Below are 22,521 nucleotides of genomic sequence, written 5' to 3' on the forward strand. Positions count from 1 at the left end.
CGGCCTGGTGGGCGGCCAGACGCGCCGCGTGCCGCGCTACGCCGGCTCCTTGACGGCCGAGCCCGTCGTGGCCCGCCGCCCCGTGACTCGGCGGCGGCGGGTCGGCAGCCCGAGCATCGGGTTGGCGACGCCCCAGGCGGCGCCCTTGCAGACCAGCTCCTTGTAGACGGCGGCGACCCGGCCCGTCAGGACCGCCTTCACCGCGCGGTCGTCGGCGGTGACGTACTGGATCAAGCCCTCCTTGCGGCCCAGTGAGATGCACTGGTTGAAGTAGCGGATCGGTGCGTTCGGGAGCTTCCCGCCGGTCAGGCGCGCCGCGATCGCGTCGGCGGCCTGCCATGCGGTCGGGGTTCCCGAGGCGCACGACATCCGCAGCGGCTTGTTCCCGGGGCCCATCACCATGGCCGCGTCGCCGATGGCGTACACGTCCGGGTGCGAGACCGAGCGCATGGTCCCGTCGACCACGATCTGGCCGGTACCGGTGACCTCCAGGGCGGTCGCTTCCGCGATCGGGTGGACCGCGAAGCCGGTGGTCCACACGGTGACGGCGGCCGGGATGATCGTGCCGTCGGCGGTGGTGACGTGGTCGGCTTCGACGGCGGTGACCTGGGCGTGCTCGTACACGGTGATCCCGAGCTTGCCGAGGACCTTGCGCAGGTGGTCGCGGCCCTTGGGTGAGAGCCAGTCGCCGAGGCCGCCGGCGGCGGCGAGGGCGACGTCGAGGTCCGGGCGGGCCTCGGCAAGCTCGGTCGCGGCCTCCACGCCGGTGAGGCCGCCGCCGACGACGATCACGGTCTGCCCGCCGCCGAGACGGGCCAGGCGCTCGCGCAACCGGAGCGCTCCGGGGCGACCGGCGATCTCGTAGGCGTGCTCGGTGGTCCCGGGGACGCCTTGGGCGTTCCAGCCACTGCCGAGGGCATAGATGAGCGTGTCGTAGGCGAGTGCGCCGGACTCGGGCGCGATCGAGTCGACGTCGGTGAGGGTGACGGTCTTGCGGTCGACGTCGACGCCCGTGATCTTCGCGAGCCGCAGGTGGACGCCGGTGCCCGCGAACATCTCGCTGAACGGCCGGGGCTTGAGGTCCTGCCCGGTCGCCAGCTGGTGCATGCGGACGCGTTCGACGAAGTCGGGCTCGGCGTTGACGAGGGTGATGGTGACGTCCTCCCGGTGCAGCCGCTTGGCGAGGCGGCCGGCGGCGATGGCTCCGGTGTAGCCGGCTCCGAGGACGACGATGCGGTGCTGCATGTCCTGCTCCTGTCTGGTTCGGGTTCGCCACTTGAACCGGGCGGCCCGCCGATTCCTGACAGGAACGCGGTGTGAAGCACCTCACACGGCTCAGAAGACGGTGAGCAGGGGCTCCCCGTGGTCCGCTGCCGCCCAGTGCGCGGTCGCGCGTTCGAGCTTGTCCGGATTGACCTGATTGCGGAACGCGGCGATGCCGTCGGCGGTGACCTCCAGGCACAGGACGCCGATGACCCGGCCGTCCACGACGGCCACGACGGCGGGGTCGCCGTTGGCGGTCCAGGCGTAGACCCCGGCCGCGCCGCCGGCGATGGCGCGCTTGGCCGCGCCGGGTTTGAGCAGCCCCCGCAGGAACTTCGCGACCGCGACGGCGCCCTCGAACACCTTGGGGTGGGCCGGGACCTTCCCGCCGCCGTCGCCGACCGAGATGGCGTCCTCGGTGAGCAGGCGCACGAGCGGCTCGATCTGGCCGCCGGCGGCTGCGGCCAGGAACTCCTCGACGATCCGCCGGGCGGCGGCCTCGTCGACCTCGATGCGGGCCTTGCCGTCCGCGACGTGCTTCTTGGCGCGGTGGAAGATCTGCTGGCTGGCGGCCTCGGTGATGTCGAGGATCTCGGCAATCTCCCGGTGCGGGCAGTCGAAGGCCTCCCGGAGCACGTACACCGCCCGCTCGTTGGGAGAGAGGCGCTCCATGAGGGTGAGGACCGCGTACGAGACCGATTCGCGCTGTTCGGCGGTTTCGGCCGGGCCGAGCAGCGGGTCACCGGCGAGCAGCGGCTCGGGCAGCCATTGGCCCACATACGTCTCGCGGCGCGCCCGCGCGGAGGTGAGCTGGTTGAGGCACAGGTTGGTGAGAACCTTCGTCAGCCAGGCCTCGACGACCTCGATACGGCCGACGTCGGCGTTCTGCCAGCGCAGGAACGTCTCCTGCACGACGTCCTCGGCCTCCCCGGCGGAGCCCAGGAGGCGGTAGGCGATGGCCTCCAGACGTGGTCGGGAGGCCTCGAACCGGTCGACGTCGTTCGCGGTCAAGGGCATGACCCGATCCTAGGTCGAACGGCGCGGATCGCCGCCGCCGCGATGGCGCCGTATCGGCCGGAAACGACGAAATCCCGTCCGATCGGACGGGATTTGGTCAGTTCAGGAACGGCTCTCAAGGGGTGGAGCTATGGGGATTCGAACCCCAGACCTCCTCCATGCCATGGAGGCGCGCTACCAACTGCGCCATAGCCCCGTGCAGTGCTGCGTTCCCCAGTGTATCGGACTTCCCCGGCCCCCAAGTACGCCATTTCAGGCGGCCACCGCCCGCCCGGCGCACCCCTGGGATACGGACCAGGGGGCGCCGGGGCAGGTGGCGTGCCGTATCAGCCAGCCGGGGAAAGGGTCAGGCCGCCGCGCGGGCCTGGTCGATGAGGGTGACCAGTTCGGTCACCATCGGGTCCTCCGCCTCGCTCGCCAGCCGCCTCCCCTGCTCCCCCAGCGCGTCGAGGTCCATCCCGAACGCCTCCCGATCACGCATGTACAGCGCGAAGGCCGCCGCCAGCACGTCCACCCGCAGCCGCACGGGCGCGTCCTTCCACAGCTCCTCGGACAGCGCGTCCACGTCGACGGAGTCACTCGTCTCGGCGGCCACCCTGGTGTCGGGGTGCTGCCACCGCACGGTCGCCGTGGCGAGCTGTCCCGTCGCCCCCGGCTTGAGGCGTACGGAGTACAGGGCCGTCACGGAGTGGCCGGGGCCGACCTCGCCGCCGTCGCGGGAGTCGTCGCGGAACTCCTCGGTGGCGAGCGCCCGGTTCTCGTAGCCGAGGAGCCGGTGGCTCGCCACGACCGACGGGTTGAACACGACCTGCGCCTTGGCGTCCCGTGCCCGCAGCTCGATGTTGGCCGGGAGCTGCGTGGTGAACGTCTTCTCCGCCTCCTCCGGCGTGGAGACGTACACGGCCGAGCCGTCGCCGTTGTCGGCCAGCTGCTCCATGAGCTCGTCGCCGTACTCCCTGCCGACGCCGACGGTCAGCAGCGTGACCTGCTTGCCCGCGTATTCTTTCACCCGGTCCAGGATGGTCTGCCAGGCGGTGTTGCCCTGGTTGGCCAGGCCGTCGGAGAGCAGGATGACCTTGTTCGTGGCGGCGGGGCGGAAGGCCTCGGCCGCGTGCTCGTAGCCGAGCAGCATGCCGCTCTCCAGGTTGGTGCCGCCCGCGACGACGAGCCGGTCGACGGCGGCGTGCAGGTCCGCCCTGGCGGTGAGCGGCGTCATCGAGGCCAGCGCCTCGGCGGTGTCGCTGAAGGCCACGATGGACACCTGGTCACCGGGGGCGAGCTGGTCGAGCAGGGTGTGCAGGGCCTGCTTGACCAGGTCGAGCCTGCCTGGCTCGGCCATCGAGCCGGAGACGTCGACCACGAAGGTGAGGTTGGCGGGGCGGCGCGCCTCGGCGGCCGTGGCGCGCGTCTGGAGGCCGACCCGCAGGACGGCCTCGTCGCGGGTGCCCGATCGGGCGCCGTCGACGTGGACGGCGAAGCCGTCGCCGGGCGGCTCTGCGTAGTCCTGCCGGAACGAGTTGACGAACTCCTCCGGCCGGATTTGGCCCGGCTCGGGCCAGCGGCCCTCCTCAAGCGTACGGCGGGCGTAGGCGTAGGAGGCGGTGTCCACGTCGAGGGCGAAGGTGGAGATCTGCGCGCGGGTGGTGTCCTGCTCATCATCGGGGGGCTGGCTCGCCGATGAGGTGGGGCGGGGCCGTTCGTTGCCGGATGCGCGTTCGGGAGCGCGGTCGGGAGCGGTGGCGTTACCTCCAGGCCCGCCGCCGCACGCGGCGAGCGCCAACAGCGCCGCAACCCCGACACTCGCCACTAAGGGACGAAATTTCATCGCAATGCACCTCCAGGCCGTATGACGGCTCCCCGCCCCCAGGTGGCCGGGCCGGTGACGTAAGCGAGCGCAAACCGCTATCCACGCGTGATCGATTGTGGTGAACCGGTCATATCCGGTAGGCATGGACCTCGTGCGTGTCTATTTGGGACTGGCCGCCAAGGGCCACGACGTTCCCACTCATGTCCTGGACCGGGTCCGCTCCGTTGTCGAGACCGTGTTCCCGGTGCCTCCGGACGTGATCCGGGGGCAGGAATGGCATGGCAGGGGGGTGTCGCTGTTCGGGTGGAGCAACGAGCCTGACGACTCCCGGCAGCCGCCGCTGATCGCCGACCACGGCGGCCGCGTCCTCGGGCTCAACGGCCACCTGGCCGATCCGGGCGAGGCCACCCGGCTGCTGGACGATCCCTCCAGCGGCGACGTAGGCGGCTGCTTTTCCGCCTGGGTGGCGCGCGACGGCGAGCTGACCGCCGCCACCGCGATCAACCGGGTCTGCCCCGTCTTCTACACCGAGACGCCGGAGCTGCACATCGTGGGCAGCCGGGCCCTGCTGGTGCACCTGGCCGCCCGGCGGGACGACCGGATCGAGCATGACGTGCTCGCCCTGCAGACGATGATCCGGCAGGGCTTCTTCCTGTCGGACGAGACCCCGTACAAGGACGTGACGGCACTGCGGCCGAGCTCGCGGCTGGACGTGCGGGACGGGCGCCGGACGATCACCGAGACGCCGCTGCCGGAGGCGGCGCCCGCGCCCGAGTCCGCGCGGCGCAAGCGGGCGGCGATCACGGACCTCGCCGACGCGCTGCTCGCCACCGTCGCGCCGCTGCGCGACGCCGGCGAACCGGTGAACCTCGCGCTGACCGGCGGGCGCGACACCCGCATCCTGGCCGCGCTGCTGCACGCGGCGCGGGTGCCGTTTCGGGTGACGACGAACGGGCTCGACACCCACCCCGACGTGATCCTGGCCCGCCGGATCGCGGCCCTGCTCAAGGTCGAGCACACGGTGATCGCGCCGCCGCAGACCGCTCAGCAGGACGCGGTGCTGGTGGAGCACCCGCTGAGCCGGGCCTGGGAGACGCTGCGCACCTGTGAGGGCATGACGTCGGCGTACGAGTCGATCGTGGGCTACCTGCCCTACACCGGCAAGCCGACCATGTCCGGGCAGAGCGGCGAGACGCTCAGGGCGGGCAGCCTCAACCTCCTGCAGACCGACCTGAGCGACAAGGCGCTGCTGCGGCGCGTCAACAACACGTTCTACAAGGACGAGAAGCTGTTCACCGCCGAGGCGAACGAGCACGCCCGCGAGCTCGCCAAGCCCTGGCAGGCGCGGACGAACCGGCTGGAAGCCCTGGATCACATCTACATCTGGTACAAGGTCGGGCGCTGGCAGGCCAGCGCCCGCGCGGGGTCGCTGCGCCGGGGAGACCCGGTCCGGCCGTTCCTGGACAACCGGGTGGTACGGGCCGCGCTCAGTCTGGACCAGGGCTGGCGCCTATCAGAAGAAGTGATTTATACGCTAATTCTGCGATTCGCCCCTGAGCTGCGGGATGTGCCCATCGAGGGGAAGCCGTGGCGGTTCGCCGAAGAGCTGGCGGCCCAGCGCAAGTGGTGGACGCGGAACCAGGTCCCAGCCGAGCACATGCCGACGGCCAAGACCGGCGGCGGCTGGAGCTGGCGCACCAGCCCGGGGCCCGCCCTGACGGACGTCCTGCGCGAGCAGGTGCTCGGCCGGCTCGACGTCCTCACCCCGATCGTGAACCCGGACGAGGTACGCGCCCTGTTCGCCGAGCCGGTGGTCAAGAAGCCGGGGCTCGCCTGGCACCTCTACACGGTCAGCACCCTGCTGACCGGGACGTACCCGGGCAAGCAGCCGGAGGGCCTGGAGAAGATCCCGGTGTCCAAGCCGTAGCCGGGCGGTCACCAGTGCAGCAGGAGCAGCTCGGTGGAGAAGCCCGGCCCCAGGGCGAGCAGCAGGGCGGGCTGCTCCGCGCGCCCGCGCGTCTGCTGCAGGACGTGCAGCACCGACACCGACGACAGGTTGCCGTGTTCGCGCAGCGACTGCCAGGTCACCTCCAGCGCCTCGGCGGGCAGCTCCAGGACCTCCGCGATCCGGTTGATCACCTTGGGCCCGCCGGGATGGCAGATCCAGGTGCCCACCTGGGCGGCGGTCAGGCCGTAGTCGGCCAGGAAGGCCCTGATGTCGCCGGCCAGCACCCGGTCGACGAACTCGGGCAGCCCGGCGTCGAGCATGATGCGGAAGCCGTGCCCGCCCACGTCCCAGCCCATGAGGTGCTCGGTGTCCGGGTAGAGCTTGCTCCGGGTCGCGACCACCTCACGCCCCTGGCCGTGGCCGGTCGCCACGACGGCCGCCGCGCCGTCGCCGAACAGGCCGCTGGCGATCAGGTTGGCGACCGAGACGTCGTCACGCTGCACGGTCAGCGAGCACAGCTCCACACAGACGAGCAGCGCCGTGTGGCCGGGCCAGCCGCGCAGGTAGTCGTGCAGGCGGGACAGCCCGGCGGCCCCGGCGGCGCAGCCCAGCCCGAACACCGGGACCCGCTTGACGTCCGTCCGCAGCCCCACGCGCTGCGCCAGGCGGGCGTCGAGCGACGGGGTGGCCAGGCCGGTGGTCGAACAGAACACCAGGAGATCGACCTTCTCCGGCGGCGACCCCGCCTTCTCCAGCGCACCGGCGATCGCCCGCTCCCCCAGGTCGAGCGCGACCTCCACGTACGCCTCGTTGGCCCGGTCGAAGGAGTCGAGCTTGGCGTAGTCATCGAGCGGCAGCGCGAGATTGCGGCCGGTCACCCCCGTGGCGAGGTGAAAGCGTCGCAACAGCTCCCCGTCGGCCGCGGTGAGCTGGGCGAACGCCTCGGTGATCTCTTCCTGCCCATAGCGGTGCTCCGGCAGGACGGTCTGCACCCCCGATATGTACATATACCGTTTCTGCCGCTGAGACGAGCGGGCTAACCCGCCGGAGCCGTCAGCCGGTGAGCTGGCGGGTGATGGACACGTCGGTGATGGCGGTGTCGGCCGCCAGGAGGAAGGCCTTGGACAGGATGATCGACAGCATCCCGCCGTCCTGCTCGAAGGGCAGGAAGACCCGGCCGGGCCCCTCGCCGCCGGGGACGACGCACAGGTAGGCGTCGTTGGGCTCCATGAGGATGTTGCCCGAGCCCAGATGGATCTTGTAGGTGCGCAGGTCGCCGCGCACACGCAGGAAGCGGTCGGTCAGCTCGGCCCGGTCGGCGATGGCGAGGCCGGGGAGCAGCCGGGTGAGCGCGTCGCGCCGGATCTCGGCCGTCTCGGTCAGGCCGCCGAAGCTGTAGGAGTGCCAGTAGTCGCCCTCCCCCTGCGGGTCGAGGCCCGTCGAGGTCACCCCGACGGCCAGGTCGGCGTCGCGCAGCGCCTCCGAGAGCGGCAGATGCGGCACCGTGGCGAGCGGGACGGGACGGCCGTCGGACAGGAAGCGGATGGCGCCGCTGACGCAGTGTGAGCTGCCGCTGAAGCCGTCGCGCTCGGCCGTGCCCCAGTCCAGGTGGAAGTCCCACTCGGCGGTCAGGCCGCCGGGGAGCTCCTTCATGGTCTGGCACTGGTGCGATCCGCCCGCCCCGTCCCACCAGCCGAGCGACATGCCGGTCCAGCCACGGCCGGTCAACAGGGCCTTGGCCTGGCCGTACTTCAGGATGTGGGCGGCGAAGCGCAGCGAGTGGTCGCCGGTCCGCTCCTCGGCGGGCGTGAGCAGGTAGACCTCACGGTATGCCTGCTTGAACGGCTGGCGCAGGCCGGTGTCCATGAGGTGGTCACGCCAGACGCGCACCTCGTCCGGGGTGGCGGAGATCGGGTGCCACAGCCGGACGGGGGTCTCCGGTCCGGGACTGACGCGGCGCCCACGCGGATCGGCCAGCTCCCAGCCCTCGGCGGTCCTGACGGGCAGCCCCGCCTGCCCCTGGACGACCTCCCAGATCAGCGCCCTGGCGTGCGTGCCGGTGACGGGATGGTCGAGATAGAAGGCGCGGACATCGCTCCAGGGCAGCACGCGCCCGGTGGCCAGGGCCCGCTCGACCCGGTGGCGCTCGGCGGGCAGCGTCTTCTTCAGCTCCTTGGCGGCGGCCTTGAGCTCGGCCAGCAGCTCGCCGTGCGCCGCCCGCACCGCCTTGGGGACGGCCTTGCGGACCTTGCCCGCGTCGTCGACGTAGCTGATCGTGCCGTCGACGGAAAGCCGCAGGCCGTGCTCGGTGCGGGTGCCTTCGGGGCCGAGGCCGTGAGCCGGGACCGTGCGCTCCAGCAACTGCTCGGGTGACAGACCGGTCCGCTCCGCGACCCCGTCCAGGGTCTTGCGGACGAGTGTGAGGATGCTCTTCTTGCGGACCTTGGCCTGGACCCGGGCCAACTGGGCCACCACCTCCAGGCCGCCGCGTCTGGCCAGCACGCCGATGGCGGCGTTGGTGGTGCGCTCGTTGCGCGAGTCAGGGCCGGAACCGCCGACACCGGTGCCGGTCGCCACCGCCACGTCGCCGAGCAGCCCCGTCACCCAGGGCTCGTCGACCTGCTCGCAGGTCCACACCATGCCGCGGACGAGCACGGCGGTGCGCTCGTGGAAGTAGGTGACGTCGGGCCTGTGGGGGCGGGTCCGGTCGACGTGCTCCCGATGGTCGGGGATACGGGCCAGCACGTCGCGGACCAGCGTGACCGCCTCCGGCGTGACGAGGTCGGCGGCGGTGGCGAGCCAGGCCTCGTCGGGCCTCGGCTTGGTGGCCGTCGTCCAGTGACGCAGCAGCGCCACCACCTCGGGAGCCCCCAGCCGGTCGGCGAAGTCGTCGCGGAGCAGCGTGGCGAAGCCGTCCAGCTCCGGGACGAGCGCCCGAGCGCGTTCGGCCGGGGTCTCGGCGTGCTCGGCCACCAGGTGTCCCAGCCGGACAGTGGTTGTGTCCGTCACCTGCCGCCACCGTTCGAACCCCAGATTCGCCCTGGCCTGCCGGAACCAGTGCGCGTACGGCTCGCGCTCGGCGATCGGCAGCTCTTCGGCCACGGCGACGGGCAGCGTGAAGAAGTCGTCGTGCCGCTGGCGCTCGCCCGGCGGGGTGACGGTGATCCGCCACAGCAGCTCGATCTCCTCCGGCATCCAGCGAAGCCGGCGCCGCGCCACCGCGGCGGGCACCGGGGTCAGCACGAAGGCGCGCTCGTGCGACTGCCAGAGGAGGTGCATCCGCAGCTGCGCCCACAGGCCCATGGCCCGCCACTCGGCCTCGCCGAACCCCTTCGACACCGTCCGGAACGGGGTCTGCGCGAACGGCATGGGCCACACAACGGGCCGGGAAGGCTCGAAGACGGCGTCCAGCCGGTCGAAGACGTCGTGGGCCGCCTCGTCCAGGAAGCCCAGCCAGCCGCGCTGCGACTCCGGCAGCTCGTCGATGATCCGCACGTCAGCCGCCGACCAGCGGGACGAGCTTGATGAAGGAGACCACCGGGTCGCCGACGAGCGCGATCTTCTCGTCGAGGTCGTCGATCTGCCGGTCGCCGACCAGCAGGATGAATCCGTTGCGGGCGAAGGCGGCCTCGGCGGCGTCCGCCTGCTTCTCCCAGTCGAGCGGGCGGGCGGACCTCATCCGGTAGCCGTTGAGGTCGGCCTCCGCGTCGGTGGGCTTGATCAGCCCGCGGAAGTGGTGTGACGGGGCCGCGTTGTGCCGCGCCACCTCCTCGCGGACGCGCAGCCGGACGAGCTCGCGGGCCGTGATGCTGTCGGGCAGGTCGGGGAGCGTGAACTCCCCGAGGGTCCTGCCGGTCGCGGTCTCGTCGCGGAAGATGACCAACGTCATTGCGTTCCCTTGATCGCCGGGGTCGATGGCGTCATTAGAGCAGCCACCGGCGACAGAAAACGCTCAGACGGTGTAGTCGAAGGTGTAGGAGTGGGAGCCGTCCGGGGCGATGGCGATGTCCATCTCGCCGCGCAGGCCGCGCAGCTCGCCGGTGCCGGAGTCGGGGACGACGGTGACGCGCAGCGACCGCCCGGCCGGGTCGCTCACCGCGCTGTGCTGGACGACGAAGCTGCCGGACCGGCCGTGCAGGGCGCCCTCGACGCGCTCCACCGCGACGTACGCCCTGGACTCCTCGACCGGGGTGGACACGACCGTGAGGTGCACGACGCTGGTCGCGGTCAGGTCGCCGTGGAAGGTCTTGCTCATGGTGACGTGTCCGAGCGTGACGCCGTCGCGGTCGTCGAAGGGCGGCTGGGCGTTCCAGTCGGCGGTGTCGAAAGGGCCTGTTGCGATCATGTGTTCATGGTGGCGGGCGTACCTGTCAGTTCCCGTCAGGTACCGGCGAGCCGTTCGACCACCGGCGCGAACTGCTCCAGAAACCGCCCGTTGACCGACACGTACGACACGCCGAGCTTGTCCCTGCGCCTGTTCAGCCTGTCCACCATCTGCTCGACCGTGCCGGACAGCATGCCGACGGCCGTGCCGTCGAGGGCGCCGAAGCGGCTCACCATCCAGGCGGGCTGCTCGTCCCCCACCACGGCCAGGTTGATGTTGAGCTCCAGCTCGTCGAAGCGGTCCCCGGCGAGCTCGTACAGCTCGTCGAGCTTGGCCGTGAGGTGCTCCTCGGTGCTGTGCGGCGGCAGGCCGAGCGCCACGGTGCGGGCCCTGGCCGCCGCCAGCCGGAGCATCTTCGGCCCCGTGGCGGCGATCAGGATCGGCACGTCCTCGACGGCGTCCAGGGTCCGCTCCAGCCGGTCGATCCGCCGGCTCGGGGTGCCGTAGCCGACGCCGAGCCGGACGGCGTCGGCCTCGGCGTCCGGCCGTCCGGCGCCGAGGCCCAGCTCGAACCGGCCGCCGCTGAGCGTGCGCAGCGTGGCCGCCTCCCAGGCGACGGCCGCCGGCGTGCGGAGTGGGGCGCACAGCACGTACGTGCCGACGCGCAGGGTCGTGGTCGCCGTCGCGGCGGCCGCCGCGGCCGCGAACGGCGACAGGGTGCCCAGCGTGTCGGGCACGAGCAGGGTGTCGTAGCCGAGGCTCTCTGCCCGGCGCGCCAGGCCGGCCCACGCGCCGGCGTCGGGGGCGTGTCCGGCGACGACGCCGAACCGGAAGGGATGGTCGATCATGCCTCAACGATCACCCATCGGCCCGTCCCGGCACATCGTCCGCCAGGCTGGTGACCCGCTACGCCGCCGGACGCACGTCCCCGGCCGGGCCCTACTCCTCCAGCAGTAGGCGGGTGAAGTCGCCGGCGAACCTGCCCTCCGGGTCGTGCCGCCGCACCAGCTCGCGGAACCGCTCCGGGCAGGCCGGCCGGCGGGTGAACACCTTGCCCCAGTGCGGCCGGGGGCCGAACGGCGCCAGCACGTCCTCCACCAGCTTGACCACCGGTATCACGGCCTCGGTGTCCTTGACCCAGGTGAAGTGGACGGCCACGCTGTCGCGGCCGTAGGACGGGCTCAGCCAGAGATCGTCGGCGGCGACCGTGCGCACCTCCGTGATCTGCAGCACCGGCCGGATCCGGTCCCGCACGGCCCGCAGCTCGCGCAGCGCGTCGGCCGCGTGCGCCCGGTCCATCAGGAACTCCGTCTGCAGCTCGTCGCCCGCGCTGCTGGGCGGGGAGTCCGCGCGGAAGTGCGGCAGCCGCTCGTGCCACGGCCCCGGCACGCCGAGCTGCTCGGTGCAGCTGTCCGGCGGCATCCCCGGCACCGGGTGCCGTGGCCCGTCCGCGGCCCGGGTGCCGTGCCAGTCGCCTTCGGGCAGGGGGGTGCGGCGCTTGATCCAGGCGCTGGTGTCACGCCAGTCGGTGAACAGGCTGACGCTGTAGCCGTCGCCCATCAGCTCGTCGAACGGCGCGTCGTCGGGCACGCCCTCGCGCACGTACTGGTGCAGTTCGAAGGTGGGCACCAGGTCGAGCGTCAGCGTGGTGACGATTCCGAGCGCGCCGAGCGCCACCACCGCGCCGGGGAAGTCGGCGTCGCCGCGTTCGAGGGTGAGCAGGGAGCCGTCGGCGGTGACCAGCTCCAGCGCCGACACCGCGGCCGACAGGCTCTGGTTGCCCTGCCCAGAGCCGTGCGTGCCGGTCGCCACCGATCCGGCCACCGAGATGTGCGGCAGCGAGGCCAGGTTGCCCAGTGCTAACCCGCTCGCGTGCAGCTCGGCGGCGAGGTCGGCGTACGTGGTGCTCGCGCCGACCCGCACGCGCGCCGCCGCACTGTCGATCTCGATCCGGTACGGCATGCGGTCCAGGCGGACCAGCTCGCCGGGGGAATCGGCGACGTCGTTGAAGGAGTGCCCGCTGCCCAGGGCGCGCACCCTCGGAGTGGCGGCGACCAGGCGCTGGAGCTCGTCGAGGGACGTGGGGTGGTGGAGCCGTGTTGCCCGGAATGCGGTGTTTCCCGCCCAGTTCGTCAGCGTCACCGCCCAACCTTGCCACACCGCCGGGGACGCGGATCAGGACGGTCGGCGTCAGATCTCGATGATGATCTTGCCGCGCGCGTGACCGTGCTGGATGTCGGGCAGCCTGACGGGCAGCTGGTCGAAGGGCACCTGGGCCTGGATGTGCACGCGCAGGTCGTCGCTTTCGACGAGCGCGGCGAGCTCGGCCAGCAGCGGGCCACTGGGGCGGTGCACGAGGTTGACGGCGCGGATCTCCCGTTCGGTGAGCTCGTCGGGGTCCAGGGCGCCGACGGTGCTGACGATGATGCCGCCGGGACGCAGCACCCGGATCACGTCGCCGATCGCCTCGGGCGGGTCCACCAGGTCCAGGACCGCGTCGACGCCGTCGGGGCAGAGCGCGAGCACCTGGTCGGCGACGGGAGCGGCGGTGTGGTCGACGGTGTCGGACGCCCCCAGGTCGCGGGTGAGCGCCTCGGCGTCGGGCGCGGCGGTGGCGATGACCCGGGCCCCGCGCCGGGCGGCGAACTGGACGGCGCTCTGGCCCACGCCGCCCGTGGCGCCGATGATCAGCACGGTCTGGCCGGTGTCCGGCCGGGCGGTCTCGACCACCTCGTGCGCCGCGCCCGTGGCCGTCGGCACGGCCGCCGCCTGCTCGAAGCGCACGCCGTGCGGCTTGTGGGCGATCGCGCCGTCCTCGGCGGCCACGCCGTACTCGGCGAAGGAGCCCAGGCCACGCGGGTAGTCCGCGAAGCGGCCGAAGACCTCGTCGCCCGGACTGAAGGCGGTGACCTCGGCCCCCGTCGCCTCCACCACGCCCGCCCCGTCCGTGCCGAGGATCAGCGGGAACGTGAACGGCACCATGCCCTTCATGGCCCCGTTCGCGACCTTCACGTCGACGGGGTTGTAACCGGCGACGCGCATCCGGACGAACACCTCACGCGGGCCCGGCTCGGGCGCGGGCAGTTGCATGATCTCCGGATCGGCTCCGAATCCGGTAATGGCGATGGCGCGCACGAGGACCCCCGTCGACGACTCCTGGACGAGGTAGACGTCCCCCTGGCCACCACCGCCAATCCGGTCATGGCGCTTCTTGGCAGGACTTTTCAGGCGCCTGTCAGAAGCCCTGGGCGAGCCGGTAGTAGGCCTGGTTCCAGCGCAGCTCCTTGGTGAGCCGGCGGGTGGTGGTCTCGGCGTCGATGACCACCAGCTCCACCCCGAGCATGTCGGCCAGGTCGGACAGCTCCTCCGTGCCGACGGCCGTGGACAGCACCGTGTGGTGCGGTGCTCCGGCGGTCAGCCACGACTCGGCCGAGGTCCGCAGGTCGGGGCGGGGACGCCAGACGGCGCGGGCCACCGGCAGGCTGGGCAGCGGCTCGGGCGGAGACACCACGTCGATCTCGTTGGCGACCAGCCGGAACCGGTCGCCCAGGTCGGCGAGGCCGACCACGATGCCGGGACCGGGCTCGGCGTCGAACACCAGCCGCACCGGGTCCTCCCGGCCGCCGATGCCCAGCGGGTGGATCTCGCACGACGGGGTGCCGGCGGCGATGCTCGGGCACACCTCCAGCATGTGCGCGCCGAGGATGAGCTCCTCGCCGGGCGTCAGGTGGTAGGTGTAGTCCTCCATGAACGAGGTGCCGCCGGGGGTCATCGCCTTCAGGGTGCGCAGCAGCACCGAGGTCTTCCAGTCGCCCTCCCCGCCGAACCCGTAGCCGTCGGCCATCAGCCGCTGCACGGCCAGGCCGGGGAGCTGGCGCAGCCCGCCGAGGTCCTCGAAGTTGGTGGTGAACGCCTTGAAGCCGCCGCCTTCGAGGAAGTGGCGCAGGCCCAGCTCGATCCGGGCGGCGTAGCGCAGCGACTCACTCCGCTCGCCGAGCAGCTCGGGCGCCACCCGGTACAGCTCCTCGTACTCCTTGACCAGCGCGGTGACGTCGGCGTCGGAGGCGGCGTCCACGGCCTCGACCAGGTCGTTCACGCCGTAGGTGTTGACCGAGACGCCGAAGCGGAGCTGCGCCTCCACCTTGTCGCCCTCGGTGACGGCCACGTCGCGCATGTTGTCGCCGAAGCGGGCCAGCTTCAGTGTGCGCACCTCGGCCACGCCGGAGGCGGCGCGGGTCCAGGCGAGGATCCGCTCGGCCACGGCCGGGTCGCTGACGTGCCCGGCGACCGTCTTGCGCGGCACGCCCAGCCTCGTCTGGATGTGGCCGAACTCGCGGTCGCCGTGCGCGGCCTGGTTGAGGTTCATGAAGTCCATGTCGATGGAGCTCCACGGCAGCGCCACGTTGGCCTGGGTGTGCAGGTGCAGCAGCGGCTTGCGCAGCGCGTCGAGGCCGGCGATCCACATCTTGGCCGGGGAGAAGGTGTGCATCCAGGCGATCACGCCCGCGCAGGAGTCGTCGGCGTTGGCCTCCAGCATGATCCGCCTGATCGCGGCCGCGTCGGTGAGCACGGGCTTCCACGTCACGGGCACGGGCAGCGCCTCGGCGATCCGCTGCGACTGCTCGGCGACCTGGCGCAGCGTGTCCTCGCCGTACAGCCCCTGGCTGCCGGTCAGAAACCAGATGTTCAACGCGGGCTCCTCTGTCCGTAGACGTTCTGATAGCGGTCGTACAGGCGGTCGACGTCGGCCTGCGGGATCGGCAGCGGCTCGCCGAGCTGCCTGGCGATGTGCACGGTACGGGCGACGTCCTCGCACATCACCGCCGCCTTGACCGCCGCCTTGGGGTCCTTGCCGATGGTGAAGACGCCGTGGTTGCGCATGAGGACGGCGGGCGAGCGGTGGCCCTTGAGCGTCTCGACGATGCCCTGGCCGATGGAGTCGTCGCCGATCAGGGCGAACGGCCCGACGGGGATCTCACCGCCGAATTCGTCGGCCATGGCGGTCAGCACGCACGGGATCGCCTCGTCGCGCGCGGCCCAGGCCGAGGCGTAGGTGGAGTGGGTGTGCACGACGCCGCCCACCTCGGGCAGGTGGCGGTAGACGTAGGCGTGCGCGGCGGTGTCGCTGGACGGCGCGTGCTCGCCCTCCACCAGGTTGCCGTCCAGGTCGCACAGCACCATGGTCTCCGGCGTCAGCTCGTCGTAGGAGACGCCGGACGGCTTGATGACGAACAGGTCCTCGCCGGGGACGCGGCCGGAGACGTTCCCGGCGGTCCAGGCGACCAGGTTGTAGCGGACCAGCTCGGCGTGCAGGTCACTGACGATCTTTCTCATCTGCTGGGTCATGCCTCGTTCCTGATCGCGCGCAGCCGGTGCAGCAGCCGTCCGTCTCCGAAGTGGTCGTGCAGGGCCCGGTACTCGGCGTACAGCCGGTCGTAGGCGTCGGCCCTGGTCGGGTCGGGCACGTACGCGGCCTCGGTGCGCCGGCCCATGACGGCGGCGGCCTGCTCGATGTCGGCGTAGGCGCCTGCCGCGACGGCGGCGTGGATCGCCGAGCCGAGCGCGGGGCCCTGCTCGGAGCCGATGACCGACAGGGGGCGGCGCAGCACGTCGGCGTAGACCTGCATGAGGAAGGGGTTCTTCAGCAGGCCGCCCGCGACGACGAACTCCTCGACGGGGACGCCGGACTTCTCGAACGTCTCGACGATCATGCGGGCGCCGTACGCGGTGGACTCGACCAGCGCCCGGTAGACGTCCTCGGGCTTGGTGGCGAGCGTCTGGCCGACGATGACGCCGGACAGGTTGTGGTCCACCAGGACCGACCGGTTGCCGCCGAACCAGTCCAGCGCGATCAGGCCGTGCCGGCCCACGGCCTGCTCGGCGGCCAGGGAGGTGAGATAGGCGTGCATGCCCATCTCCCCGGCCCGCTCGTGGTAGGAGGCGGGCACGAAGGTGTCCACGAACCAGGCGAAGATGTCGCCCACGGCGGACTGGCCGGCCTCGTAGCCCCACAGGCCGGGCACGATGCCGTCGCGGACCACGCCGCACATGCCGGGCACCTCGGCGAGCTGGTCGCTGGGCATGATGTGGCAGGTCGAGGTGCCCATGATGGCGACCATCTGGCCGGGCCGCACGGCGTCTGCGGCGGCGGCGGTGACGTGCGCGTCGACGTTGCCGACGGCCACGGTGATGCCCTCGGGCAGTCCTGTCCATGCGGCGGCGGTGGCCGACAGCGTGCCCGCGGACCCGCCGAGCGGCGCCAGCCGCACGCCGCCGAACGTGCCGCCGACCTGACCGGTGGCGAGCTTGCCCGGGAAGTCGACGAAGGCGGGGTTGAGCTCGGCCAGGTAGTCCCGGGGCGGGTAGCTTCCGTCCTGGAAGATCCCCTTGTAGCCGGCGGTGCAGATGTTGCGGCTCTCGACGCCGCAGAGCTGCCAGACGATCCAGTCGGCGGCCTCGATCCAGCGCTCGGCCCTGGCGTAGACCTCGGGGTCCTCCTCCAGGACCTGCAGGGCCTTGGCGAACTCCCACTCCGAGGAGATCTTGCCGCCGTAGCGCGGCAGCCAGGCCTCGCCGCGGCGGGCGGCCACCTGGTTGATCCGGTCGGCGTGCGGCTGCGCGGAGTGGTGCTTCCACAGCTTGGGCCACGCGTGCGGGCGCGACGGCGTCTCGAAGCACAGGGGCGTGCCGTCGGCGGTGGCCGGCAGCACGGTACAGGCGGTGAAGTCCGTGCCGATGCCGATCACCTGCTCGGGCGAGACGCCCGCGGCGGCGACGGCCTGCGGCACGGCCACGCGCAGCACGTCGATCCAGTCCTGCGGCGACTGCAGCGCCCAGTCGGGGCCCAGCCGCACGTCAGAGTCGGGAAGCGTGCGCTCGATCACGCCGTGCGCGTACTCGTGCACGGCGCTGCCCAGCTCGGCGCCGTCGGCGACGCGGACCACCACGGCACGGCCGGACAACGTGCCGAAGTCCACGCCGACCACGAATTTGTTAACGTTCACACTTGACTCCTGGGGGTTGTGCGGGCGGGGCGTGCCTCTATCGTGCGGGAGCCGTGCTGGATCTGACGATGAAGCCGGGCGGCACGACCAGCCGCTCGTAGGCGACCGGCCCCGAGTCGATCTGCCGCAGCAGCGCCTCGATGCAGTGTCTGCCCACCGCGTCGAAGTCCTGCCGGACCGTGGTGAGCGGGGGCGAGAAGAACTCCGACTCGGGGATGTCGTCGAAGCCCACGACGCTGATCCGGTCGGGGACCTTCACTCCTTCCTCCGACAGCGCCCGCAGCACGCCGAGCGCCATCTGGTCGTTGGCCGCGAAGACGGCCGTGACCCCGTCCATCGCGGCCAGGCGCCGGCCGGCCTCGTAGCCCGTGCGCGGGCTCCAGTCGCCGGGCAGCGGGGGCGGCACCGGGCGGCCCGCCGCCTCCAGCGTCGAGCGCCAGCCGGCGAGCCTGCCCTCGGTCTCCAGCCAGTCGGACGGGCCGCTGACGTGCCAGACCGTCTCGTGGCCGAGCTCCAGCAGGTGCCGGGTGGCGAGCCTGGCGCCCTCGAACTGGTCGATGCAGACCACCGACACGTCGGCCCTGTGAGTGCCTTCGACGGCCACCGCCGGCGTGCCGGAGGGCAGGCTCTCCAGCGCGCGGCCGGCCGAGCGCTGCGGCGCGACCACCACGACCCCGTCGACGCCCTGCTCGGTGAGGTAGTCGATGGCCTCGCGCACGCTGGTGGCGTCGATGGACTTCAGGCTGACGATGCTGACGAAGTAGCCGGCCGTCCTGGCCGCCTGCTCGATGCCGTAGATCGTGCTGGCCGGGCCGTACAGCGTGGTGTCGAAGCTCACCACGCCGAGCATCCGCGAGCGCTTGGTGACCAGGGCGCGCGCGACCAGGTTGCGGCGGTAGCCGAGCCGGAGGATCGCCTCCTCCACCCGCGCCCGGGTGTCGGCCCGGACGTTGGGGTGGTCGTTGAGCACGCGGGAGACCGTCTGATGTGACACGCCGGCCTCCTTGGCCACGTCGGCCATGACCGGCAGGCGGCGTTTGGGGGTGGTCGTCACGGTCTCTCCTCTCCTCGGCACCGAGATCGTATTGCGCGGCGGTCAGCCCGCCGCGCCCGCCCTGCGCTTGGTCCACACGTCGAAGGCGACCGCTGCCAGCAGCACCGCGCCCTTGACGAGCATGACCCGCTCGCTCGGCGAACCGATCAGGGACATGCCGTTGTTGATCACCGCCATGATCAGCCCGCCGGTGAGCGCGCCGACGACCTTGCCGACCCCACCCTGTACGGCGGCGCCACCGATGAAGGCGGCGGCGATGGCGTCCAGCTCGAAGGCGTTGCCCGCCGTCGGGCCCGCCTGGTTGAGCCGACCGGCGAAGATGATGCCGGCGATGGCCGACAGGACGCCCATGTTGACGAAGATCCAGAAGACGACCTTCTTCACCTTGACGCCGGACATGACGGCCGCCTGCAGGTTGCCGCCGATGGCGTAGATCTGCCGGCCGAAGACCGTGCGGTTGGCCATCAGGGAGTAGGCCAGCACCAGGATCGCCAGCAGCACCAGCACCCAGGGCAGGTTGTTGAAGCGGGCCAGCTGCACGACCAGGAAGAGGATCAGCCCGGCGCCGGCGGCCATCTTGAGCACGAACACCGCCATCGGCTCCACGACCTGGCCGTAGCCGGCCCGTGCGGTGCGGCTGCGCCACTGCGAGGCGACCATGCCGGCGATCGCGGTCACGCCGATCAGCAGGCTGAACAGGTCGGCGCCGCCCAGCGGGCCGAGGCCGATGTTGCCGAGGTAGCCGCTGGTGAAGCCGTTGGCCAGGGTGCGGACCTGGTCGGGGAACGGGCCGATGCCCTGGTTGCCCAGCACGGTCATGGTGAGCGCGCGGAACAGCAGCATGCCGGCCAGCGTCACGATGAACGCCGGGATGCCGAAGTAGGCGATCCAGTAGCCCTGCCAGGCGCCGATGAGGCCGCCGGCGATGACCGTGATCACCAGGGCGAGCGGCCACGGCAGGCCCATGTTCACCATGAGCACCGCGGCCAGCGCCCCGGTGACCGCCACCACCGAGCCCACCGACAGGTCGATGTGCCCGGCGATGATGACCAGGATCATGCCGATCGCCAGGATCAGCACGTAGGAGTTCTGGACGATGATGTTGGAGATGTTCTGCGGCTGGAGCAGAGCCCCGTCCGTCAGCACCCAGAACAGCGCGACGATCAGGGCGAAGGCGATGTAGATGCCGCTCGCGCGCAGGTTGAGCGAGAGTCCGCCCAGTGACACCTGGCCGGGCCGCCGGGGCCCGTCCGATCCGCCGCCCTTCGCGCCGACCTTCACCTCGGCGGGCGTGATGCTGCTCATTGGAGCTACTCCTGTCCCTTGGTCATGAGATGCATGAGGCGTTCCTGCGTGGCGTCCGCGCGCGGCAGTTCGCCGGTGATCCGGCCTTCGCAGAGCGCGTAGACGCGGTCGCACAGGCCGAGCAGCTCAGGCAGCTCCGAGGAGATCACCAGCACCGCCTTGCCCTCGTCGGCCAGGCGATTGATGATCGTGTAGATCTCGTACTTGGCGCCGACGTCGATGCCTCTGGTGGGCTCGTCGAGGATGAGCACGTCGGGCTCGGTGAGGATCCACTTGGAGAGCACGACCTTCTGCTGGTTGCCGCCGCTGAGCTTGCCGACGACGCTCGACACGCTGGGCGCCTTGATGTTCATGCTCTTGTGGAAGCCCTCGGCGACCCGGTACTCCTCGTGCTCGTCCACCCAGCCGTGCCGGGACAGGCCGCTCAGCCCGGCCGCGGAGACGTTGCGCTTGATGTCCTCGATGAGGTTGAGGCCGTATCTCTTGCGGTCCTCGGTGGCGTAGGCGAGGCCGTGCTTGATCGCGTCCTGCACGGTGCGGATCTCGATCGGCCGGCCGTTCTTGAAGATCTTGCCGGTGATGTGCACGCCGTAGGCCCGGCCGAACACGCTCATGGCCAGCTCGGTACGGCCCGCGCCCATGAGCCCGGCGAGCCCGACGATCTCACCCCGGCGCACGTTGAGCGAGGCGCCGTCGACGACCTTCCGGCCGGGCTGGCTCGGGCTGTAGACGGTCCAGTCCTCGATGCGCAGCGCCTCCTCGCCGATCGTCGGCTGGTGCGGAGGGAAGCGGCTGTCGAGGGCGCGCCCGACCATCCCGGAGATGATCCGGTCCTCGGTCACGGCGTCGCCCGCCATGTCGAGCGTCTCGATCGTCCGGCCGTCGCGGATGATCGTGACGGAGTCGGCGATGGCGGTGACCTCGTTGAGCTTGTGGGAGATGATCACGCAGGTGATGCCCCCGTCCCGCAGCCCGCGCAGCAGGTCGAGCAGGTGCGCGGAGTCGTCGTCGTTGAGCGCCGCGGTCGGCTCGTCGAGGATGAGGAGCTTGACCTCCTTCGACAGCGCCTTGGCGATCTCGACGAGCTGCTGCTTGCCGACGCCGACGTCGGCGACGACGGTCGTCGGGTTCTCCCGCAGGCCGACCTGCTCCATGAGCTGGGCGGCCTCGTAGTTGGTACGGTTCCAGTCGATGATGCCGCGCTTGGCCCGTTCGTTGCCGAGGAAGATGTTCTCGGCGATCGACAGCTGCGGGCTGAGCGCGAGCTCCTGGTGGATGATGACGATGCCGGCGTGCTCGCTGTCGCGGATGCTGCCGAACCGGCACCGCTCGCCCTCGAAGGTGATCTCGCCGTCGTAGGTCCCGTGCGGATAGACGCCGGACAGCACCTTCATCAGCGTCGACTTGCCGGCGCCGTTCTCGCCGCAGATGGCGTGGATCTCGCCCCGCCGCACGGACAGGGTGACGTCCTGAAGCGCCTTCACGCCGGGGAACGTCTTGGTGATCCCGCTCATCCGCAAGATGTGATCGGTCATGTCTCAAGCCCCTCGGTCAGGGGCTCCGGGGGCGGCGGACCGCCCCCGGAGCACGCCCTTACTTGAGCTGGTCCTCGGTGTAGTAGTTGGCGCCGATGATGACGTCCTTGTAGTTGCTCTTGTCGACGATGACCGGGTCGAGCAGGAACGAGGGGACGACCTTGTTGCCGTTGTCGTAGTCCTTGGTGTTGTTCACCTCGGGCTTGCCGCCCTTGAGCACCGCGTCGGCCATCTTCACGGTGGTCTCCGCGAGCGTGCGGGTGTCCTTGAAGATGGTGGAGTACTGCTCGTCGGCGACGATCGACTTGACCGAGGCGAGCTCGGCGTCCTGGCCGGTCACGATCGGGTACGGCTGGGAGCTGGTGCCGTAGCCGCTGCTCTTGAGCGCCGACAGGATGCCGATGGACAGGCCGTCGTACGGCGACAGGACACCGTCGACCTTGGTGTCGCCGGTGTAGGTCTTGGTGATGATGTCCTCCATCCGCTTCTGCGCGGTGGCCGGGTCCCAGCGGAGGATGGCGGCGGTCTTGAAGTCGGTCTGGCCGCTCTTGACCACCAGGGTGCCGTCGTCGATCTTCGGCTGGAGGATCGACATGGCGCCGTTCCAGAAGAACGTGGCGTTGTTGTCGTCAGGCGAGCCGCCGAACAGCTCGACGTTGAACGGCCCCTTCTCGCCCTTGTCGACGCCGAGGCCGGCCAGGAGCGAGGTCGCCTGCTGCACGCCGACCTTGAAGTTGTCGAAGGTGGCGTAGTAGTCGACGTTCGGGCTGTTGCGGATCAGGCGGTCGTAGGCGATGACCGGGATCTTGTTGTCGGCCGCCTGCTGCAGCTGGGAGGTGATCGCGGTGCCGTCGATCGAGGCGATGATCAGGAGCTTGGCGCCCTTGGTGATCTGGTTCTCGATCTGGTTGGCCTGCGTGGGGATGTCGTTCTCGGCGTACTGCAGGTCGACCTTGTAGCCGAGCTTCTCCAGCTGCGACTTGACGTTGTCGCCATCGTGGATCCACCGCTCGGACGACTTGGTCGGCATCGTGACGCCGATCAGCGCGCCGGCGTTGCCGCCCTCGGCCCCCGCCGAGGGCTGAACGTCGACCGTCTTCTGGCTGGAGCCGCAGGCCGTCATGGTCGCGGCGAGCGCGATGGCGGACACCAGTCCGCCGATCCGGGCCAACCTCATCGGGGTTTCTCCTCGCACGTGGGGTCACGGCAGCACCGGTCGCCCTGGCTGCCGTCGATACAGGGGATTGATCACAAACAGTGATAA

At 71.1% G+C, this 22,521-nt stretch carries 18 protein-coding genes, 1 tRNA gene and 1 pseudogene; 1 reads left to right on the forward strand and 19 read right to left on the reverse strand.

What is annotated here, in order from left to right; translation table 11 throughout:
• Positions 1-36 precede the first annotated feature (36 nt).
• The 4 genes from ACTMTF_RS29345 to ACTMTF_RS29360 form a co-directional block, all read right to left on the reverse strand.
• The gene (locus tag ACTMTF_RS29345) at positions 37-1,245 is read right to left on the reverse strand and encodes an NAD(P)/FAD-dependent oxidoreductase (protein ID WP_441113572.1); all 1,209 of its coding nucleotides are present in this window, start codon (positions 1,243-1,245) and stop codon (positions 37-39) included.
• 90 nt (positions 1,246-1,335) lie between these two features.
• Positions 1,336-2,280 carry an RNA polymerase sigma factor SigJ gene (gene sigJ, locus ACTMTF_RS29350; RefSeq protein ID WP_441113573.1) on the reverse strand — a complete coding sequence of 315 codons (945 nt, stop codon included), beginning with the start codon at positions 2,278-2,280 and terminating at the stop codon, positions 1,336-1,338.
• Between the two features lie 123 nt (positions 2,281-2,403).
• Positions 2,404-2,476: transfer RNA gene (locus tag ACTMTF_RS29355), tRNA-Ala, on the reverse strand.
• Between the two features lie 150 nt (positions 2,477-2,626).
• On the reverse strand, positions 2,627-4,105 hold the full coding sequence (locus ACTMTF_RS29360; protein WP_441113574.1) for a YfbK domain-containing protein: 1,479 nt from the start codon (positions 4,103-4,105) through the stop codon (positions 2,627-2,629).
• A gap of 124 nt (positions 4,106-4,229) precedes the next feature.
• On the opposite strand from ACTMTF_RS29360, the gene ACTMTF_RS29365 reads away from it, so the two are divergent.
• Positions 4,230-6,014, forward strand: coding sequence for an asparagine synthase-related protein (locus ACTMTF_RS29365; RefSeq protein ID WP_441113575.1), 1,785 nt, complete (start codon positions 4,230-4,232; stop codon positions 6,012-6,014).
• A gap of 8 nt (positions 6,015-6,022) precedes the next feature.
• Here the strand turns inward: ACTMTF_RS29365 and ACTMTF_RS29370 are convergent, their stop codons facing one another.
• The 15 genes and pseudogenes from ACTMTF_RS29370 to chvE all read right to left on the reverse strand — a co-directional run bounded on the left by ACTMTF_RS29370 (position 6,023) and on the right by chvE (position 22,434).
• Positions 6,023-6,466 carry a 3-oxoacyl-[acyl-carrier-protein] synthase III C-terminal domain-containing protein gene (locus ACTMTF_RS29370; RefSeq protein WP_441113609.1) on the reverse strand — a complete coding sequence of 148 codons (444 nt, stop codon included), beginning with the start codon at positions 6,464-6,466 and terminating at the stop codon, positions 6,023-6,025.
• Positions 6,452-7,051 (reverse strand): annotated as a pseudogene (locus tag ACTMTF_RS29375) (type III polyketide synthase); the annotation flags it as partial. The gene ACTMTF_RS29370 and the pseudogene ACTMTF_RS29375, both read right to left, overlap by 15 nt.
• Before the next feature lie 37 nt (positions 7,052-7,088).
• Positions 7,089-9,530, reverse strand: coding sequence for a DUF4132 domain-containing protein (locus tag ACTMTF_RS29380; protein ID WP_441113576.1), 2,442 nt, complete (start codon positions 9,528-9,530; stop codon positions 7,089-7,091).
• 1 nt (position 9,531) lies between these two features.
• Positions 9,532-9,924 (reverse strand): hypothetical protein, encoded by a 393-nt coding sequence (locus tag ACTMTF_RS29385; protein WP_441113577.1) that lies wholly within the window; start codon positions 9,922-9,924, stop codon positions 9,532-9,534.
• Positions 9,925-9,987: 63 nt separating this feature from the next.
• The gene (locus ACTMTF_RS29390) at positions 9,988-10,380 is read right to left on the reverse strand and encodes a DUF3224 domain-containing protein (RefSeq protein ID WP_441113578.1); all 393 of its coding nucleotides are present in this window, start codon (positions 10,378-10,380) and stop codon (positions 9,988-9,990) included.
• A 35-nt stretch (positions 10,381-10,415) separates the two neighbouring features.
• A complete protein-coding gene (locus ACTMTF_RS29395) occupies positions 10,416-11,207 on the reverse strand; it encodes an LLM class flavin-dependent oxidoreductase (RefSeq protein ID WP_441113579.1) in 792 nt (263 codons plus the stop codon).
• 91 nt (positions 11,208-11,298) lie between these two features.
• Complete coding sequence (locus ACTMTF_RS29400) at positions 11,299-12,501, reverse strand: FAD-binding protein (protein WP_441113580.1); 1,203 nt, start codon at positions 12,499-12,501, stop codon at positions 11,299-11,301.
• A gap of 48 nt (positions 12,502-12,549) precedes the next feature.
• Complete coding sequence (locus ACTMTF_RS29405) at positions 12,550-13,494, reverse strand: NADP-dependent oxidoreductase (protein WP_441113581.1); 945 nt, start codon at positions 13,492-13,494, stop codon at positions 12,550-12,552.
• Between the two features lie 100 nt (positions 13,495-13,594).
• Positions 13,595-15,049, reverse strand: a complete 1,455-nt coding sequence (gene araA, locus ACTMTF_RS29410) for an L-arabinose isomerase (protein ID WP_397003599.1) — start codon at positions 15,047-15,049, stop codon at positions 13,595-13,597.
• Entirely contained in the window at positions 15,046-15,705 is a 660-nt protein-coding gene (locus ACTMTF_RS29415) for an L-ribulose-5-phosphate 4-epimerase (protein ID WP_397003600.1), read from the reverse strand. The genes araA and ACTMTF_RS29415 overlap by 4 nt, the downstream gene beginning before the upstream one ends.
• Positions 15,702-17,345 (reverse strand): ribulokinase, encoded by a 1,644-nt coding sequence (gene araB, locus ACTMTF_RS29420; protein WP_441113610.1) that lies wholly within the window; start codon positions 17,343-17,345, stop codon positions 15,702-15,704. Before araB ends, ACTMTF_RS29415 begins: the two co-directional genes overlap by 4 nt.
• A gap of 55 nt (positions 17,346-17,400) precedes the next feature.
• Positions 17,401-18,384, reverse strand: a complete 984-nt coding sequence (locus tag ACTMTF_RS29425; protein ID WP_397003875.1) for a LacI family DNA-binding transcriptional regulator — start codon at positions 18,382-18,384, stop codon at positions 17,401-17,403.
• A gap of 75 nt (positions 18,385-18,459) precedes the next feature.
• Positions 18,460-19,722, reverse strand: coding sequence for a multiple monosaccharide ABC transporter permease (gene mmsB / locus ACTMTF_RS29430; RefSeq protein WP_441113582.1), 1,263 nt, complete (start codon positions 19,720-19,722; stop codon positions 18,460-18,462).
• Between the two features lie 5 nt (positions 19,723-19,727).
• On the reverse strand, positions 19,728-21,257 hold the full coding sequence (gene mmsA / locus ACTMTF_RS29435; RefSeq protein ID WP_441113583.1) for a multiple monosaccharide ABC transporter ATP-binding protein: 1,530 nt from the start codon (positions 21,255-21,257) through the stop codon (positions 19,728-19,730).
• 58 nt (positions 21,258-21,315) lie between these two features.
• On the reverse strand, positions 21,316-22,434 hold the full coding sequence (chvE, locus tag ACTMTF_RS29440) for a multiple monosaccharide ABC transporter substrate-binding protein (RefSeq protein WP_397003606.1): 1,119 nt from the start codon (positions 22,432-22,434) through the stop codon (positions 21,316-21,318).
• Positions 22,435-22,521: the final 87 nt, after the last annotated feature.

The sequence above is a fragment of the Nonomuraea sp. ZG12 genome, from assembly GCF_052068115.1.
In the GTDB taxonomy this organism is placed as follows: Bacteria; Actinomycetota; Actinomycetes; order Streptosporangiales; family Streptosporangiaceae; genus Nonomuraea.